Genomic DNA, 17,724 nt, shown 5'->3' on the forward strand with positions numbered 1-17,724 from the left:
ATTGCCGTGTCGATGCTACGCATCTCCTCGCAATGACGATTCAGTATCCACGCACTAACGTTCGCTCGCAATGACGCTTTTTAATGTCACAAAATACGGTACATGATCCGAAGGTGGCGACCAATCACGTGCTTCCGACAATAAATGGATAGAAAATAATGCATCTTTTAAATTATCGCTAACCCAAATATGATCAAGCCTTCTACCTCTGTTAGATTTTTTCCAATCTATATTTCTATAGCTCCACCAAGTATAGAATTTTTCATCAAACGGAACAAAATGTCTACTACTGTCAATAAAACCTAACGAGTTTTGTAGCTCTACCAATAATGAGCGTTCAATATCGGTATGGCTGATAACATTTCTCAACTGCTTACTAGACCATACATCATGTTCTAGCGGTGCAATATTCAAGTCCCCCACAATGATAATTTTATCGTTTTTAGTACGGTTAGTAGTTAACCATTCCTGCATTAACCTTACATATTCGAGCTTATGCTTAAATTTTAAGTTTACCTCTATATCAGGTATATCACCACCGGCAGGAACATAAAAATTATGTATTTCTATATCATTAACTATAGCTGCTATATGCCTTTTATCACTATTATATAATTCCAAAGAAAAAACATTATTCAAAGGAAATTTTGAAATAATAGCAACACCGTTATATGATTTCTGCCCTGAATATGTTACATGTTCATAGCCTATATTTTTAATAACTTCAAGAGGAAATAGCGAATCATCTACTTTTGTTTCCTGAAGTAAAATAATATCCGGCTGATGTTCATGTGCTAACTTTCTTAATAAATCAATACGTAGACGCAATGAATTAATATTCCAAGTAACTATCTTCATTTAATGTTTTTATTTAATCCTTTTTTATAGCTGCCCCTATTATTGCATCTCTGAAATAAATTATTCCAAGTTGATTTAAAGGATTTTTCATGTCAATTTTATCTTTTTCTTCTTCAGGAATTTTAATCATAGTATTGCTGAGTATAGCAAAATAAAGATTATCAGGCAAAACATACCCTGCTTCACTTTGTATTCCAAGGGCTTTTCCGGTATAATGAATCATTAAATGCTTAGAATCAAGATCCGTAAGGAAAATACCGTAACCCATATAAGACTTACGCCCTTCTATATCTTTTGCTAAAAAATATTTAGTAGTCATAAGTTTATACGACTTCTTAGAAAGAATTTTCCCCTCATTTAATGCCCTATACCATTTAATAAGATCAACCGGTGTTGATATTATACCACCGTCAGCACAAGGAACTGCTAAAAAATCAGCAGTTACAGGAGTAAATATAGGTTTATTACTATTATTAGGCGTTAAAAAATATCTTACCGGATAATTAGAACTAATAACGTTCTTTTGGATTCTAGCGGCTTCACTATATGAAGCAAAGCTAGTAGATTTCATATTAAGAGGTTTAAAAAATTCATCATAAAAAAAGTTAGCTAAATCTTTTTTAGCCACCTTTTCGATAATCATACCTAGTATAACAAAATTAGTATTACTATATTTAAATTTTTTCCCTATAGATATTTCTAAAGATTTAGAAGAAACAAATTGTAATATTTTCTTGTGAATCTCTTTCTTAGGCATATTTAAATCAAGTTTAACAAAACTAAAATATTCAGCAATACCGCTACTATGCGTTAATAAATTATGAATAGATATTTTATACGCCCAATCCGGTACTTTTCCACCCCACATTTCCGGATCAAGATATTTATAGATTTTATCGTTAATATTTAATAATTCCTGTTCTTGTAATTTTAAAATTCCTGCTGCTGTAAAAGGCTTTGTAGCAGAAGCAATAGGCATCATTTCATTTGCTTTTAATTGCTCACCGTTTAAAGCAAAGATTCCTTTAGCACCGGTTAATAAAGGTTTATAGTCATCGGCAAACATAAAAACGGCATTTAAAAATCTATTACTTAGATATTCTTTTTCTGCTTCATTGATTCTTTGCTGTATATCTGCAAAACAATTAATACTATTAGTAATTAAAAAAAGCAGCAATAAAAAATATCTACGAATCATAACTTCAACACTCCACAAACTTATCAGTAAAATAAAACGGTAATTTTGCTTCTAAATTAATCTCTTTACCAAAAATCTTTTCAGATAAACATATATTATTAGCATGCAAGAACATATATTTACTATACGGCATTATTTCTTTATTACCATATTTATCATCCCCAACTATCGGGCAACCTAATAATTTAGCATGCAACCTTAATTGATGCATTCTACCTGTAACCGGTGTAAATTCAATTAAAAATAAGTTATTATCAAGTGATTTAAGTAATTTATAATAAGTAATGGCAAGTTTACCATTTTCACTATAAATATCAGTAATTTTAGGTGTACTTCCCTTACTCTTCTCTATATTACTTCTAACTTCTCCTACATTTTTAATTGGCTTTCCATAGGTTACGGCAAAATATGTTTTTACAACCAATTTTTCTTTAAAAGCATCATGAAGTTTTACATTACTTAAATAATTTTTGGCTATTAAGAGCAAACCGCTTGTTTCTTTATCTAACCTATGTACTAGCTTAAAATCAGCACCTTTATAATTCAAATATTTTAATGCAGAGTCAATAGATAAATTTATTTTACTGCCACCTTGAGTAGCAAGACCTGCAGGTTTATTTATAGCTATTAAATTATCATCTTCATATATCAAATAATCGGTAGTAATTTTCTTCGCTAGCTTAATTTCAGCATCGGTAAAAACCAATTTTTCGGGTTGCTTAACAGGTAAATTAAACTTATCGTTAATAAAAATTTTATCGCCGCCCTTTACTCTTAAACTCGCTTCTGCTTTCTGAGAATTAACGGTAATTTGTTTTTGACGTAATGCTTTCTCTATTACTCCTTGAGTCAATAACGGATATAGACGTTTTAAATATTTATCTAATCTAGAAGAAATAGGAGTATTGACATCGATGATCATTTAGAGCTTTTTATTGTGTTGTTGCGTGGCTTGGTTTCCCGTCATTGCGAGAAGAATTACGTAGTAATTCGACGAAGCAATCCAGTTAAAAATTCTGATTTACAGAATTTTTTTATTATTTTTTCTAGATTGCCACGTCGCTTCGCTCCTCGCAATGACGACTAGATATCTACGCGGGAATGACATAAAACAATCTACGTAGCAATACCGACTTAACCACAGTAATATTTTAACTAGTTTTTATTATAAAATAGCACCAAATTATTATAGATAAAAGGATTATAGCAAAAAGCTGATGTATAGAGGCAATTATTATAGGTACAGAATATAAAAGAGTAATTATTCCGGTAGATATCTGCATCAATAATGCAATCATTAGAAAATACGCTATCTTATTTAATTTCGGATGTTCTATTTTTAACAAGCAAATTACTAAAACCACAACAACCAAAAATACGCTATAGCCGCCTAAACGATGTATGAATTGTATAAAAACCGGATCATGCAAATTTGCAAGATTAAAGAAATTATCTTTTATCTCCATCGGGATAAAATTATCACCCATTAGCGGAAAACTATTATATATCAGCCCTGCATCAAGCCCTGCAACCATCGCCCCTAAAAAAATTTGTACATATATTACAGTAATAGCAATACCGGAAAATATTAGTGGTAATTTTAAATCTGTTTGTGACGGTATTAACAAAATATCACAACGATTTTTTATTAATTGATAAAAAAGTATGTGATAAATAATTACGGCAATAATTAAATGAAAAGCAAGTCGAAAATGACTAACGGACGGGCTATTCAACAAACCGCTTTTAACCATATACCACCCCATAAAGCCTTGTACGCAAAATAATAGCAAAGCAATTATATAAGGTAGTATGTCACGATTTTTTATAACATCTTTAAAATAAAAATATATTAAAGGTACAATATATATTAAAGCTGTAATTCTACCGAGTAACCGATGTACAAACTCTAACAGATAAATAAACTTAAACTGCGATAAAGTCATTCCATAATTAATGGAGTTATATTCAGGAAAAGCTTTATATTTAGCAAATTCCGCTTGCCAGCTTTCAAAACTAAAAGGCGGCAAAATACCGGTTACCGGACGCCACTCAACTATAGATAAACCAGAACCTGTAAGCCTTGTTATCCCCCCTATAACAATCATCGCTATGACCATTATACAACTTATAAACAACCATTTTGTAATTAAACTCTTCTGCACTTTTATTTTAAGTTTATGTTTTTATTTTATTGCATTGTTAGCGGGCATTGCTGCGTGGATCAAGAAAAGTGTTCTATGTCATTCCTGCGGAAGCAGGAATCCACCATAAAGCGAGATATATCGAGCTTTTAAAAATCTTTAAAGTAGTATGGATTCCTGCTTCCGCAGGAATGACATAGGTATCCACGCAGAAATGACATATTAATCAAGACTCTACATTCTTTTCCGTATCTTCAGCGGTATTAGCAGGACGTTTCTTTATTTGATTTTTTATTACAATATCTACGTTTTGTCTTTTTTGGAACAGCTTGTGCTTCTTCTAAGCCGGCATTACTACTTACTACAACTTTCACCTCTTCCACAACGCTTACGGTTTGCTCTACCGGTTCTTTTACCTCTAAACTCTTATCTTTTACTTCATTAGCAATATTATTACTATTATTAGCTGTTTTCCATTTATGTTTATTTTTGCGTAACTGTTCTTTTTTCGGCTCTTCTTCAGTATAATCGGCACTATGATTCTGAATTACCGGCTTAACAGGATTAACATTATTATTATTTTTCTTCAACAACTTCACTTTTTCAATCGAATAACTATCTGATGTAGCATTAGGATCGGAATAAAAATTAAGCTTTATATTATATTTTTCTTCAATAAATTTTATCTCAGCACGTTTATTATTAAGTAGATAAATAACTGAAACGATATTAGTAAAAACATTTATTACATCAATTCTTTCTTCAAAAATTTCATTCTCTATAGTACGTAAAATCAACATAGCATTAGCGTCACTCGCTCTAATGACTCCTTTACCGTTGCAATGAGAACAAATTGCCGAATTAGTTTCTAAGAAAGAAGAACGTAATCTCTGCCTTGAGAATTCAAGTAGTCCAAACTGACTAATATTACCGGTTTGTATACGAGCACGGTCACGACTTAAAAACTCTTTAAAGGATCGTTCAATAATTTTACGATTCTTAGCTTCACTCATGTCTATAAAATCAACAACTATCAAACCTGATAGATCTCTAAGCTTTACTTGCTTCGCTACTTCTTTGGCTGCTTCTAAATTAGTTTTTAGTGCCGTTTCTTCAATATTTTTTTCAGAAGTTGATTTACCGGAATTTACATCAATTGAAATAAGAGCTTCTGTAGGATTAATAACGATATATCCTCCTGAAGGTAGTGTCACGACAGGCTGATATAATTTAACTAATTGCTCTTCTACTTGAAACTTAGTAAATATAGGAGTTTTATTTTTATGTTCTTTAAGTTTTGAAAGCTCTGAAGGTAATAAATCCTGCATAAATTTTGAAGCGTCTTCATAAGCCTCTTGTCCTTGAATTACCACCTCTTTAACATTGTGATCGCACATATCACGTATGGTTTTACGTATTATACTATCTTCTTCATGAATAAAACACGGAGCCGGAAATTTAATAGTACTTTTACGAATTTTATTCCATAACCTTGCTAAATAATTATAGTCTTTCTTCAAATCTAAGGTGCTACTTCCTCTACCTGCGGTTCTAACAATGACACTGTAAGCATTTTTGTCACCGCTTACTATTTTATTTAAAATATCTTTCAGTCTTTTTCTTTCTTCCCCGTTTGATATTTTACGTGATATGCCATTTTGCGAACCTTTATTAGGCATTAAAACACAATATTTACCAGCCAAGGATATATAAGTAGTAAAAGCGGCACATTTATTTCCTCGTTCTTCCTTAGTAACCTGTACTAATAATATTTGGTTTTTTCTTATTACGTCCTGAACTTTATATTGTTTATATTGCAGAACGTTCTGCTCAACACCGCTTTGAATAATTTCAATATCGTCAGCCGCTTCTAAATTAAGTTCTGACTGGAATTTACTCTCTACTAAATCTTCTATGTTTTTTAGGTCAATTTCTTCACTATCAACCAAAGAATCATATATAGCAGCCGGTTTCTCTTTATCATCCTCAACCGTAATATTTGAAAGAGCTATTTCAGGAAAAGCATTAACCGGAAAATTTCTCTCTGAGGCAGGCAAATTGTAATAGTTAGGATGGATTTCACTAAACGGTAAAAAACCGCTTTTATCCATTCCATACTCTATAAAAACAGCTTGTAGCGACGGTTCTATTCTTGTAACTTTTGCTAAATAAATATTACCTTTATTTTGTTGTCTTACAGTTGTTTGAAATTCAATATCTTCTATATTGTTGCTTTGTCCTAATAAAACTACTCTTGTTTCGCTTGGAAAATTAGCATCAATTATAATCTTTTTATTCATTTATCTTGCTCACTAACTTGAAGAACAAATAATTAATATAATACTTGTATCTTAAGAAAAATCATTGTTTATCTTGTATTAATTTATTTAAATAGATAATTTATCTATGATTAAAGAGCAAAAATGAAATTCTAGATAAACTTCAAATAACACCTCTTTAAAATACTAAAAAATATATTATTATTTTTCTTACATTAAAATATTTTCATATTATTTAATTCATTAATTTTTTTAAAATTAAACAATAATTATATACAAATTATAAATTAAGACTACCATACTTGATTAAAAGCTGATAATCTAATAACTATCCATATATACTTAAATAATGGAATTATGAATCTCTTTAATTTTTAAGATAATAATCTTAATCATTATAATTATGAGTTATATACCATGTATTTATGTTTAGCAAACACTTAATTTATGACTTTAAAAAACGATTATAAAACTATTTTTTTCTCGCTTTTGGGAATATTTATTTTTTCCTGTATTAATGCTATAAATTTTTATAATTTTAAAATCTTTTTACTGATAAATAAAAATCTAGGCGGAGAACAAATAAATCATATAAATCAAACTAAATTTATAGGTTCGATAATCGCAGGCTTTGCCTTAACACAATTAATTAATAGATTAAGTAATAAAAAAATTATTTTAATTAGCTTATCTTTATTAATTATTTGTACAATAAACCTCATTTTATTAAATAATTATACTCTAATTAAAATTAATTTTATTTTAATTAATTTTGGAACATTTTCATATTTCACTTCTATAACATTAGACATTATTGAGAGTAGCAAAAAAAAGAAATATTTTTTTTAGCTTGTATAATGTTGTTATGGGCGGGTGGAAACTTAATGGTAGATTTATTGAATCCATTTATAAAACCGACAAATAATACTATAGTAATTTGTGCATTGTTATATTGTATCAATATACTAACTGAATTTCTGCATTATAATCCCACATCTCATAAATTAAATCTAAATTCAAAATTCTCATCCTTAATAAAAAATGTCGAATTACAATTATTGACAGGCTTCGTAGTTGCTTATGTCACCTTGGATATATTATGGTATTATGAAGCTTTTGCATTAAAGAAAGAATTAGCATTAATTAATTTAAGACTCATACTAAAATATATTTTCCTAGCAATATGTTTTTCTATAATTCCTATATGCTACATATTAAGCAAAGTAAATAAATATTTGGCTAATTTATCACTAACTATAATTCTGCTCGTCTGCTTTATTTTACTACCGCTTCATGGAACTAGTAAAAATCTTAATATATTATATATAATACTAATCGGTAGTTGTTTAGGATCCATTTATATTTGCAATATTTTAATACTAATTGATAAATTTAGAGATTACGAACTTAGAACAGCTTTATTTTCGTATTTTTCAATGTGCAGCATCGGTATATATGCCGGAGCTTTATCATCTCATGTACCTTACGGCACCATTAACGGCAGTGATTTCTTATTTTCCGTTTTTGCCGTAGTCGGTAGTTTTGTAGCCTATCATTTATGGTATTTTATTAGGTATAGATTATATAGATTCTAAGAGGTTTTTGTCATTGCGAGGAGGTACGAAGTACCGACGCGGCAATCTCGTCAAACTTCCTGAGATTGCCGCACTCACTTCGTTCGTTCACAATGACGATTATGTAATATTTTGTAACATAATATAGCTTGTATAATTCGGCATTAAATATTTATATTTAAATATATTTTTTATAGCCTCGCATGCAGCAAAGTACATTATTAAAACCGGTTAGTTGTTACGGGATCGGGGTTCACTCGGGAAAACGTACCCAGTTAACTATAGAACCTGCTAAAGAAAATACTGGAATTATATTCATTAGAACCGATATATCTTCTGAAAATAATTATATTGAAGCTAGCTATTTCAATGTTTCCGATACCTTGTTATCTACCACTATAAGTAATGATCATAAAGTTCAAATTTCAACAATTGAACATTTAATGGCAGCACTTTGGGGATGCAGCATTGATAATGCAATTATTAAAATTGATGGTCCTGAAGTACCAATTATGGACGGCAGTAGTAAACCTTTTGTGTTTATGATTGAATGTGCAGGAAAAAAATTACAAAATGCTCCTAAAAAATATCTAAAAATTTTAAAAGATATAAAAGTAGTTCACAAAGATTGCGAATTATACTGCACTCCTTACGACCACATGACGGTGGATTTAACTATAGATTTTGCTAGCAAAGCTATAGGAAGACAAAATCTAACCTTTTCCAAACAAGAATCTTTCAATCAAAATATTGCAGACGCCCGAACTTTTGGCTTTACAAAAGAACTCGATTATTTACAAAGTAAAGGACTTGCTCAAGGTGCCTCATTTGAGAATGCTATAGGAATAGATGAGCAGGATAAAATCTTAAACCCAAACGGCTTACGTTATGAAGATGAATTTGTTCGCCATAAATTATTAGATTTATTCGGTGATTTATATACCAGCGGCACTAGCGTTGTAAGTTCAATTAAAGGCTATAAAACCAGCCACGCTCTTAATAATGAATTATTACATAGAATATTTAGCGATACTACCTCTTACAAATTTGTAACTAACAGTGAGTTATAATAATCATTTCATATTGTTAAATTTCGCTTTCTTTTTTGCATCCTTTTTAAATTTTCACTTTTTGCCCTTTTTATTTCAGCATTATTAACTTTATCTTTATCCATAGCTTTAGTTAACGGACTATATCCTTCGGATTTACTAGGATTTTCATAAAATGGATTCATTACATTTTTAATATCTTTAACATAACTCTCTTTTCTATTATCCATTGTTATTTTATTTTCTTTAAAAAATTCTTCTAAACCGTTTCTTTTTATTTCAAAATTAAAATTACCTCTTATTTCTCGAAATTTTTGTATTTTTTGGTCTTTATTCATACTCCAATAATTCTTATCCGTTATTAATTTTTTTAAAGTCAATGTTTGTAATACTTGATTCTTAGTATAATTCTCTAATTGTTCTAAATTTTCATATATAGGAGTGTCTTGTTTTTTATATTCTTCATTTATATTTAATTTAAATATTGCTTTTATTTCTATTTTTTCCTTTTCAGTAAGACCGTCGATAATTAATAATGCGGTCGTAACTACACCGTAACCCGTAGCTTTTAATATATCAAGCACATTACCGCTAGCACCTTTAATAATAGAGGCAGCCAAACTTGCGGCTCCACCTAAATTATTTCCAAATATTCGTCCTGTACTTTTCAATTTATTTACATTTAACTCATACTTATCTTGAGTAGTATCCTTACCTACCGTTTGCGGCGTATATAATTCATTTTTCAAAATATCTTTTAAACTCGGTTCTAATGATAATATATAATCTTGCTGACTTTTAGCATTTCTGTTATGTACTAATAAATTATTCTCTTTATGAAGTTTAAGCAAACCATGCACTTTCAAAGTCTCATTTATAGCTTGAATTCCTACGCTAATTCCTGAAATAACAGCTACAGCTATAATTATCGGTGATATAGGAGTAAAAAGTCCGGAAACTGCAATTGCTATAGAAGCTATGGAAACTGCATAACTTAAACTATTGCTAAATAATATTTTACCGATTTTACTTTGTCTAAAACTAGTCCAATAAGATTTTAACTTATTAAATATTTTTCTAATCCTTGATTTTTTTGAATCAGACATTTATTTTTCTCTCCAAAGAACAAATATTTTTATAAATTTTTCTTTTATTTATTTAATTAACTTCTCTTACAACTTAAATTATAGTATAAATTCTAATAAAAAAACAAAATAAATGTCTGGAAAAGAATTAAATAAAATTGTTGCAGCCATCTTATTTGCTAGTTTAATTGCTATGATGGTTGGATTTGTTGCAAATATATTATATAAACCCACTCTAGAGTTACAGCATCGCGGCTACAGCGTTGCGGTTCAAGAATCATCAGAAAATCAAAATACTACCGCATCAGAGCAAGCACCGGTAAATATACCGGAATTAATGAAGACTGCTAACGCCGATAACGGTCGTGAAATAGCCAAGAAATGTTTAGTGTGTCATTCTCTTGATAAAGACGGTCCAAATAAACTAGGACCGCATCTTTGGGATGTAGCAGGCAGACCAAAAGCAAGCATAGCAGACTATAAATATTCTCCTGCTCTATCAAAACTCGGCGGCGTATGGGATGATGATAGTTTATTTGCTTTCTTACATAAACCAAGTAGCTATGCACCAGGAACCAAAATGTCCTTTGCTGGTATCTCAAAACCACAAGACATAGCTGACGTAATATTATTTTTAAAAACTTATGTTCATGATAAATAATTACCTCACCGAAATATGGTTAATAATCGGCATAATTTGTGTAGTCGTTGAATTCTTTGCAGTTCCAAACATTGGATTCTTATTCTTTGGGCTTGGAGCATTATCAAATACTCTTGTAGTATATAACTATCCTCTAGTTAGCTTAACAAACCAAATAACATTTTTTGGTATATTATCGCTTATTTGGTTTTGCATATTATATTATCCTCTTAAAAAATATGTTTATAATAAAACTGATAAGACAGAAAACTACTCGGATATGATAGGCAAAACGGTAGAGGTTTATAGTTCTACCGTCTCTTCTGATAGTATAGGACAAGTAAGATGGTCCGGTGCTATTATGAATGCTTACCTTGCTCCAAATGAAGAAGTAGCAAAAACAGGCGAGCAACTTTTCATTACCGAAGTCAAAGGCAATATATTAATCTGCTCTAAACATAGACCTGCTCATCACTAAATATACTCTTATTTTCCTATCTATTAATATTTTACTAATAAATACTTAAAAAATTAACTATTATCTTGCGAAAATAAAATTTTCGTGTATAATTCACAATATAAGCAATGAATATAATTCTTTAGTTATAATGAATTAGTACTCCTTATAACTATCATAAATATATTTTTATCTTATTTCAATTGCTTAATTCTTTCTAAAAATTTTAATGATTTGCTTAAGGTAATAATATATGCAAAAAATAGTTCTCCAAGGACCGAGAATAACAAACTTACCAAACCAAGAAACTTTAGCAAAAATTTATAAAGAAGATGAGATAAAAACATATCTTGCTTCTTCTCATAATCCTCAAGAAATATTTATATATGCTCATGGAATGGAGCATTTTGAAAAAAGTTTATTATCACAATTAAGATTAGAGTTATTTCAAGAAAATAATACTTGCAACCTCTCTGAACAACTAGCCCATAACGTTCTGACAAAAATAGTAAAAAATACTGTAGGAGTTCAACCTAATACTATACATATATTTTCCTGTCATTCCGGTGCAGCTCAGCATAATTTAAAAGATGTTGAAGGCAATGTTATATTATGTACTTATATTCCGGCTACAAATACTACAAAGGCAGGGATAGATAATCTGTTGTTTAATAAAAACTGTAACTCAGAGAGTTTAATTGATTTTATAGTAAAAAATCTACCGTTATTAACAGTCGTCGGCTTTTCTATTAGTTACAAATTAAATAATAATATACATAGTTTGGCTTTTGATCATAAAACTATAAAAACAATGGACATGAATAGTTTTTCAGAATTCTTGCAAGAACAATATCAAAAAGTAAAAGAATTTTATAAAGAACTCAAAGAACATTTTTCTCAGGAGCATCTAAATTCAGAGCTATTACCAGATTATGATTTTTCGGAGAAGATATATACAAGTAACGAGTTAGAGGAGGCGTTTGGCACAATACTTAATTTATATAATCAGAGTTTAAGCGGTCAAGAAATGTTAACTATTTTAAATATGATAAATAAGGCCGATCTTACATATCTTTTTTGTGATCTTATTAGTGAAAACGGTTGTGAAATTATATTACTTGCTGAAACAATACTTAACAAAATAAATGATGATCCTAGTCGATATATATCTCATGCTATTAAATCTCAGGCTCCATTTGTAGTTGAAACACTATTGAATAAAGCCGGGAAAATTGAAGATATAAAGTTGAATCTATATCTAGGGAAAGCTATAGAAATAGGTTATTTCCATATAATTAAAATGATAGTCGATAAAATATCGATAATAAACGAAAATAACCTTGATATAGCTTTTAATTGTCAGTTTGGGATTCAACAGAAGAATCAAATAATTGAATTAATCTCTTCAAAAATTGATAATATTAGTGATTTAAGGGCAATAAAAGTAATTGAATCATGTAACTTACCAGCTATTAAAATGGTACTTAATAGCAAAAAAAAGATAGCACATAAGGAGCTAGAATCAGCTCTTAAAACAAAAAATTCAGAAGTTATTGATTTTATATATAGCAAATATAACGGTAATTTTGATCTAGCTTTAAACTATGTTATTAGAGAAAAAGCACAAACATCTTTTATAGATGAATTAATAAATAAAAGTAAAATCTCAATGTTAAAAATTTTTCTTGCACTAGAAGAAAATAATTTAGAAATTTTACCAAAATTGCTTGCAAAGATTAATATCAAGAATATTAAACCTGAAGATCATGAACGCTGCTATGACATAATAATCAAAAAATATGATATTGAACTAGCTAAAGAAGCTATTAAATATATAAAACAATTTAATATTACTTCAAATATTACTTTGCCTGAATTAAATGAATCAACTGAGGTTAGTAATCTCGAAAATGATCTTATGCCTGTAATAGGAGAAGAATCGTCTTTTGGCTTTACCCCAGCTGCCGGGTAATATTGGATTGTCATTGCGAGCAGGCATTATTGCGTGAATAATTTTATGTCATTCCCGCGTAGGCGGGAATCCAGCATAAAGCGAGATAAATCGAGCTTTTAATTTCAAAAATTTGCTGTATTTATACTTTTTTCTGGATCCCCGCCTACGCGGGGATGACATCGAGTAGGTTTTTCGGTCCACGCAACAATACCTCCTCGCAATGACGACTTGGGTAATCTATGCGGGCAATACCTATAGATCAACGCAACAACATCTCTAAACATTCTCTTTGAACCAATCAAAAGCTTTTTTAAAGAAGCTGCTATTTTCATCAAGCCTAATATGAGCGAATTCTTTTTGCTGTTTTAGAGCATGAATTTTTAGCATTCCTATAGTTGCTGAATACATAGCCGGATTATAATCTTCTGTAAAACCGGCAATAATCTCCGGTTTACCGACTCTACTCTGTTTTTCAAAAATTTTATTTGAAAGCTCTTTAAGTCCTCTAAGCTGAGACCCACCGCCGGTAATTACAACTCTAAAAACTTCAACCTGCCCTTTTGTTGCTTTATCATATTCGGCTTTTACCATTGATAATATTTCTTCGACTCTTGCTCTTATTACTTCGGCTAATTTATAAATTGTTACAGAAGTATTTAAATTATGATGAGTATCAACCTGAAAATCATCCATATTTATAATACTATCTTTCTCAAATAAAGGTATAATTGCATTACCGTATAAAATTTTTAATTTCTCTGCCGTAACAAGATCAATACCAAAGACTTTAGCAATATCCGAGCTAATATGAAAACTACCTATATTTACATGCCCCGTATATATTAATTTACCGGCAAAAAAAATGCCGAAAGAGGTAGTTTTATCGCCCATATCTATAATAAGCGAGCCTAGATTTTTTTCATCATTCGTAAGACAGCTAATAGCAGAAGCATAAATTGCTATAGTAATATTTGTGACTTCAACATGACATTTAGCGAAGCATTGTACAATATTTGATAACATATTTGAACTAGCTGCAATAATATGTAACTCACAACTAAGCTCTCTACCGTACATACCTATAGGATTCTCGACTGAATTATTATCAAGGGTAAATTCAAGAGGAAAATAATGAATAATTTCTTGGTTATTAACTTTAAACTCAAGTAATGCTTTTTGTAGTAACTTTTTAATATCCTGCTGCGTTACGGTTTGCCCGTTAACTTTAATGGTATAATTAATATAATAAGATTTAGTATCGGCACCTGATAACGATAATATAACTTTTTTTATATTTTTACCGCAATCTTTTTCAAGTGCATAAATTGCCGAAACAATGCTAGTTTCAGCATTTTTTAAATCTGATATAACTCCTGATTTAATACCTTTAGAATGATGCAAATTTTGGCTAGCTACTTTAATTTCACCTTTTTTACTAATATAAGCAGCAATTACGGCAATCTTACTACTGCCAAAATCAAGTGTCACAAAATTTGATATTTTCTTTTTCATTTTTTTATGTTTGTTATTCCAAAAACGTCATTGCGAGAAGAATTACAAAGTAATTTGACGAAGCAATCTCAGGATGCTTGACAAGATTGCCACGTCGAAACTACGTTTCTCCTCGCAATGACGATTCTCAATACTTCTCAATATAATACTTATTCTTATCCCTTAAATCCAAAGCCTTATAATTTTGGTTAAATAGCTTGTTTGCTTTATTTAGTGCATCGACATATTTTAATGCTTCTTCAAACTCTTTTTCAGGTAACTTAATACTTATATTACCTTTAAGATTTAAATCCCACCTTCTATCTCCGAGTCTTATAGCAGCTGAAGTTTTATTCATTAATGCCGGATATTTCTGTAGCTCTAGTACTAATTTACCTGCGTAGATATTCGCCCCTTCCCCTACAACATGTAATAAATGAGGAAAAGGCTGAATATTTTTACTAATTTCATAACCTTCTTCATCTACTAAGAAAAGCTGATTATTAATTTGCCAAATAGCAATAGGTTCTCTTTCAAATAATTTTATATATACCGTATTTGGTAATCTTCTACTGACATATACTTCCTTGATCCATTTATTTTTCTTTAAATTATTTCTAATTTCGTCTAATTTAAGAGCAAAAATAGGACTGCCCTTATTCGCATTTAAAACCTTTAATATTGTAGGCTCATCGACATTTTGCTGTCCTTCGATGATAACATTCTCAAGTTTAAACCCGAGTTTTGTTGTTGTTTGATATATATTTGTTGTTAAGTAGGTTTTTATGCCGGCAAAATATTTTGTAAAAACAAATAGACATACAAAGATAATTAAAGCAATCTTAAGTCCTAATATTGCTTTTTTGTAAATTAGTCTTAATTTTCGGCGTAATGAGATATTATTAGTTTTTTTTGTTTGTTTTTTTTTATTGGAGCTTGTTTTTTTTCTCATGATTCAAAGCTTGCCGTCTTTATAATTTCTTCAATTAAGTTAGTAAAATTTATCCCTGCATAAGCTGCAATTTCTGGCACTATTGATAAAGGCGTCATACCTGGGTGAGTATTTATCTCCAAAGCATATAATTTGTTTGTCTGCTCTTCTAAAATAAATTCTGCTCTAGCAGGACCTTTACAATTCATTGTTTTATAAATTTTTTCTGATTCTACAAGTAATTTTTCATATAAATTAGTAGGTAGCGGAGCAGGACAAAGATGCTCAGCAAATCCTTCGGTATATTTAGTTTCATAATCATAGAAACGATTCTTTAGTAATTTAATTTCTAAAGCCCCAAGAGCTTTGCCGTTTAATACCGCTACTTGCAACTCTCGTCCTTTTATATATTGCTCTATTATCACCTGATAACCGTAAGGGAAATTATAATCGGCAAAGTTAAAATCATCTTCCTCAAATATCACCTCAACACCGATACTTGAACCTTGCGTAAGAGGCTTAATTACATATGGTCGCTTCACAGGATCGCTTTTTATATTATCGCTTTTGTTTACGATAATACTTTCAGCCATATTAATATTATTCGTTAAAAACCAGCTCCTAGAATGTATTTTATCGAATGCTAAAGCTGAAGATAACACGCCGCTATGAGTATAAGGAATCCGCATTATATTAAGTAATCCAGGCAAGCAACCGTCTTCACCATACGTACCGTGTAGGCAGTTAAAAACAATATCAGGTTTTATTTCCTGTAATTTAACCGCAATATCCGCTCCCATATCAATAAAGGTAACTTTATATCCTAATTCAATTAAGGCTTTACTAACTCCTTCGCTTGATACTAAGGATACTTCACGCTCAGCAGACATACCGCCCGCTACTAACGCTATATGTTTTTTACCGGTAGTACTTAATATTTTGACTTCAGAATGTTCCACCCAATGTGTTTGATATTTATTCATGTTTTTTACTTTTTTTAAGGGGTAACGTCATTGCGAGAAGAAACTGCAAGTTTCGACGAAGCAATCTCAGCATACTTGACAAGATTGCCGCGTCGATGCTACGCATCTCCTTGCAATGACGATTTTTAAACATACCTACCCAAACGTTTTATTTCCCACTTTAATTCAACGCCACTATCTTCAAATACTTTCTGCCGGACGAAATCACCTAAATCTTCTAAATCCTTAGCGGTAGCATCACCATTATTTATCATAAAATTACAATGAAGTTCTGACATCGAAGCACCGCCTATTCTATAGCCTCTAAGTCCTGCTTTGTCAATAAGTTCCCAAGATTTAAGCCCTTCAGGATTTGCAAAAGTACTACCGCCTGTACGCTCTTTAATAGGCTGCGTAGCTGATCTTGCGTTATTTATTTCATTCATCCGTAATAATATATTTTCACTATCGCCTTTATTTACTTTAAAAACGGCTTTGAGAATAATTAAATCCTTTGGTAAATTATTACTGCGATATTTAAAACCGATTTCTTCATTTGTGAATGTTAAAAAGTTTCCTGCAAAATCAATCGCTTCAATCTTCACTATAATATCTTTAAATTCAGAGTCGTAAGCACCGGCATTCATAACAACACCGCCACCGATAGTACCAGGAATACCTACTAAAAACTCAAAACCGGTAATAGCATTTGCTTGACAAAATTTTGCTAAATTATAATTAAGGCAGCTACTACCTACTATTAGATGCTCATCTATAAACTCAATATTACTAAAATTCTGACCGAGCTTTATTGTAACTCCTTCTATCCCGCCGTCTCTTATAATAATGTTTGAGCCTGCACCAAAAGTAGTTATAGGTAATTTTTGCTTATTTTGTATTAAGAAACTTGCTAAATCTTCGCTATCAAAAGGTTTAAAGAAAATTTCGGCATTACCGCCTACTTTAAACCATGTCAGATGTTTTAAACTATAATCTTTTTTATACTCGCCTTTTACTATCGGTAAAATTAACATATTTTTACTGTCATCTTTTTTCTTTTGTGACGTTGTTGCATGGATACCAAGTCGTCATTGCGAGAAGC

Annotated in this window: 13 protein-coding genes and 2 pseudogenes; 5 read left to right on the plus strand and 10 right to left on the minus strand. The window is 30.5% G+C overall.

Annotated elements, in window-relative coordinates:
* Positions 1-54: 54 nt before the first annotated feature.
* From xth to RF_RS05485, 5 genes and pseudogenes are all read right to left on the minus strand, one after another.
* On the minus strand, positions 55-858 hold the full coding sequence (xth, locus tag RF_RS05465) for an exodeoxyribonuclease III (protein WP_011271337.1): 804 nt from the start codon (positions 856-858) through the stop codon (positions 55-57).
* A 13-nt stretch (positions 859-871) separates the two neighbouring features.
* Complete coding sequence (locus RF_RS05470; protein WP_011271338.1) at positions 872-2,056, minus strand: serine hydrolase domain-containing protein; 1,185 nt, start codon at positions 2,054-2,056, stop codon at positions 872-874.
* A 4-nt stretch (positions 2,057-2,060) separates the two neighbouring features.
* Positions 2,061-2,978 carry an RluA family pseudouridine synthase gene (locus RF_RS05475; protein ID WP_011271339.1) on the minus strand — a complete coding sequence of 306 codons (918 nt, stop codon included), beginning with the start codon at positions 2,976-2,978 and terminating at the stop codon, positions 2,061-2,063.
* Positions 2,979-3,207: 229 nt separating this feature from the next.
* A complete protein-coding gene (locus tag RF_RS05480) occupies positions 3,208-4,221 on the minus strand; it encodes a COX15/CtaA family protein (RefSeq protein ID WP_011271340.1) in 1,014 nt (337 codons plus the stop codon).
* Positions 4,222-4,426: 205 nt separating this feature from the next.
* A pseudogene (locus tag RF_RS05485) lies at positions 4,427-6,500 on the minus strand (Rne/Rng family ribonuclease).
* Between the two features lie 426 nt (positions 6,501-6,926).
* On the opposite strand from RF_RS05485, the pseudogene RF_RS05490 reads away from it, so the two are divergent.
* Both RF_RS05490 and lpxC read left to right on the plus strand, forming a co-directional pair.
* Positions 6,927-8,074: pseudogene (locus RF_RS05490) on the plus strand (MFS transporter).
* Positions 8,075-8,256: 182 nt separating this feature from the next.
* A complete protein-coding gene (lpxC, locus tag RF_RS05495) occupies positions 8,257-9,123 on the plus strand; it encodes a UDP-3-O-acyl-N-acetylglucosamine deacetylase (RefSeq protein WP_011271344.1) in 867 nt (288 codons plus the stop codon).
* An 8-nt stretch (positions 9,124-9,131) separates the two neighbouring features.
* On the opposite strand, the gene RF_RS05500 is transcribed toward lpxC, so the two are convergent.
* Complete coding sequence (locus tag RF_RS05500) at positions 9,132-10,208, minus strand: hypothetical protein (RefSeq protein ID WP_011271345.1); 1,077 nt, start codon at positions 10,206-10,208, stop codon at positions 9,132-9,134.
* A 112-nt stretch (positions 10,209-10,320) separates the two neighbouring features.
* On the opposite strand from RF_RS05500, the gene RF_RS05505 reads away from it, so the two are divergent.
* From RF_RS05505 to RF_RS05515, 3 genes are all read left to right on the plus strand, one after another.
* Positions 10,321-10,848, plus strand: coding sequence for a c-type cytochrome (locus RF_RS05505; RefSeq protein ID WP_011271346.1), 528 nt, complete (start codon positions 10,321-10,323; stop codon positions 10,846-10,848).
* Complete coding sequence (locus RF_RS05510) at positions 10,832-11,305, plus strand: NfeD family protein (RefSeq protein ID WP_011271347.1); 474 nt, start codon at positions 10,832-10,834, stop codon at positions 11,303-11,305. Before RF_RS05505 ends, RF_RS05510 begins: the two co-directional genes overlap by 17 nt.
* 232 nt (positions 11,306-11,537) lie before the next feature.
* Positions 11,538-13,256, plus strand: a complete 1,719-nt coding sequence (locus RF_RS05515; RefSeq protein WP_011271348.1) for a hypothetical protein — start codon at positions 11,538-11,540, stop codon at positions 13,254-13,256.
* A gap of 258 nt (positions 13,257-13,514) precedes the next feature.
* On the opposite strand, the gene ftsA is transcribed toward RF_RS05515, so the two are convergent.
* From ftsA to murB, 4 genes are all read right to left on the minus strand, one after another.
* A complete protein-coding gene (gene ftsA / locus RF_RS05520) occupies positions 13,515-14,750 on the minus strand; it encodes a cell division protein FtsA (RefSeq protein WP_011271349.1) in 1,236 nt (411 codons plus the stop codon).
* A gap of 127 nt (positions 14,751-14,877) precedes the next feature.
* Entirely contained in the window at positions 14,878-15,681 is an 804-nt protein-coding gene (locus tag RF_RS05525) for a cell division protein FtsQ/DivIB (RefSeq protein ID WP_011271350.1), read from the minus strand.
* Positions 15,678-16,643 (minus strand): D-alanine--D-alanine ligase, encoded by a 966-nt coding sequence (locus RF_RS05530; protein WP_011271351.1) that lies wholly within the window; start codon positions 16,641-16,643, stop codon positions 15,678-15,680. Before RF_RS05530 ends, RF_RS05525 begins: the two co-directional genes overlap by 4 nt.
* Before the next feature lie 125 nt (positions 16,644-16,768).
* Positions 16,769-17,656, minus strand: a complete 888-nt coding sequence (gene murB, locus RF_RS05535; protein ID WP_011271352.1) for a UDP-N-acetylmuramate dehydrogenase — start codon at positions 17,654-17,656, stop codon at positions 16,769-16,771.
* Between the last annotated feature and the right edge of the window lie 68 nt (positions 17,657-17,724).

It is taken from the genome of Rickettsia felis URRWXCal2 (assembly GCA_000012145.1).
GTDB lineage: Bacteria > Pseudomonadota > Alphaproteobacteria > Rickettsiales > Rickettsiaceae > Rickettsia > Rickettsia felis.

Excerpts from the sequence above, each read along its gene's own strand:
- RF_RS05530 (WP_011271351.1), bottom strand. The coding sequence starts at position 16,643 with ATGAATAAATATCAAACACATTGGGTGGAACATTCTGAAGTCAAAATA.
- RF_RS05525 (WP_011271350.1), bottom strand. The coding sequence starts at position 15,681 with ATGAGAAAAAAAACAAGCTCCAATAAAAAAAAACAAACAAAAAAAACT.
- lpxC (WP_011271344.1), top strand. The coding sequence starts at position 8,257 with ATGCAGCAAAGTACATTATTAAAACCGGTTAGTTGTTACGGGATCGGG.
- xth (WP_011271337.1), bottom strand. The coding sequence starts at position 858 with ATGAAGATAGTTACTTGGAATATTAATTCATTGCGTCTACGTATTGAT.
- murB (WP_011271352.1), bottom strand. The coding sequence starts at position 17,656 with ATGTTAATTTTACCGATAGTAAAAGGCGAGTATAAAAAAGATTATAGT.
- RF_RS05500 (WP_011271345.1), bottom strand. The coding sequence starts at position 10,208 with ATGTCTGATTCAAAAAAATCAAGGATTAGAAAAATATTTAATAAGTTA.
- RF_RS05475 (WP_011271339.1), bottom strand. The coding sequence starts at position 2,978 with ATGATCATCGATGTCAATACTCCTATTTCTTCTAGATTAGATAAATAT.
- RF_RS05515 (WP_011271348.1), top strand. The coding sequence starts at position 11,538 with ATGCAAAAAATAGTTCTCCAAGGACCGAGAATAACAAACTTACCAAAC.
- RF_RS05470 (WP_011271338.1), bottom strand. The coding sequence starts at position 2,056 with ATGATTCGTAGATATTTTTTATTGCTGCTTTTTTTAATTACTAATAGT.
- ftsA (WP_011271349.1), bottom strand. The coding sequence starts at position 14,750 with ATGAAAAAGAAAATATCAAATTTTGTGACACTTGATTTTGGCAGTAGT.
- RF_RS05510 (WP_011271347.1), top strand. The coding sequence starts at position 10,832 with ATGTTCATGATAAATAATTACCTCACCGAAATATGGTTAATAATCGGC.
- RF_RS05505 (WP_011271346.1), top strand. The coding sequence starts at position 10,321 with ATGTCTGGAAAAGAATTAAATAAAATTGTTGCAGCCATCTTATTTGCT.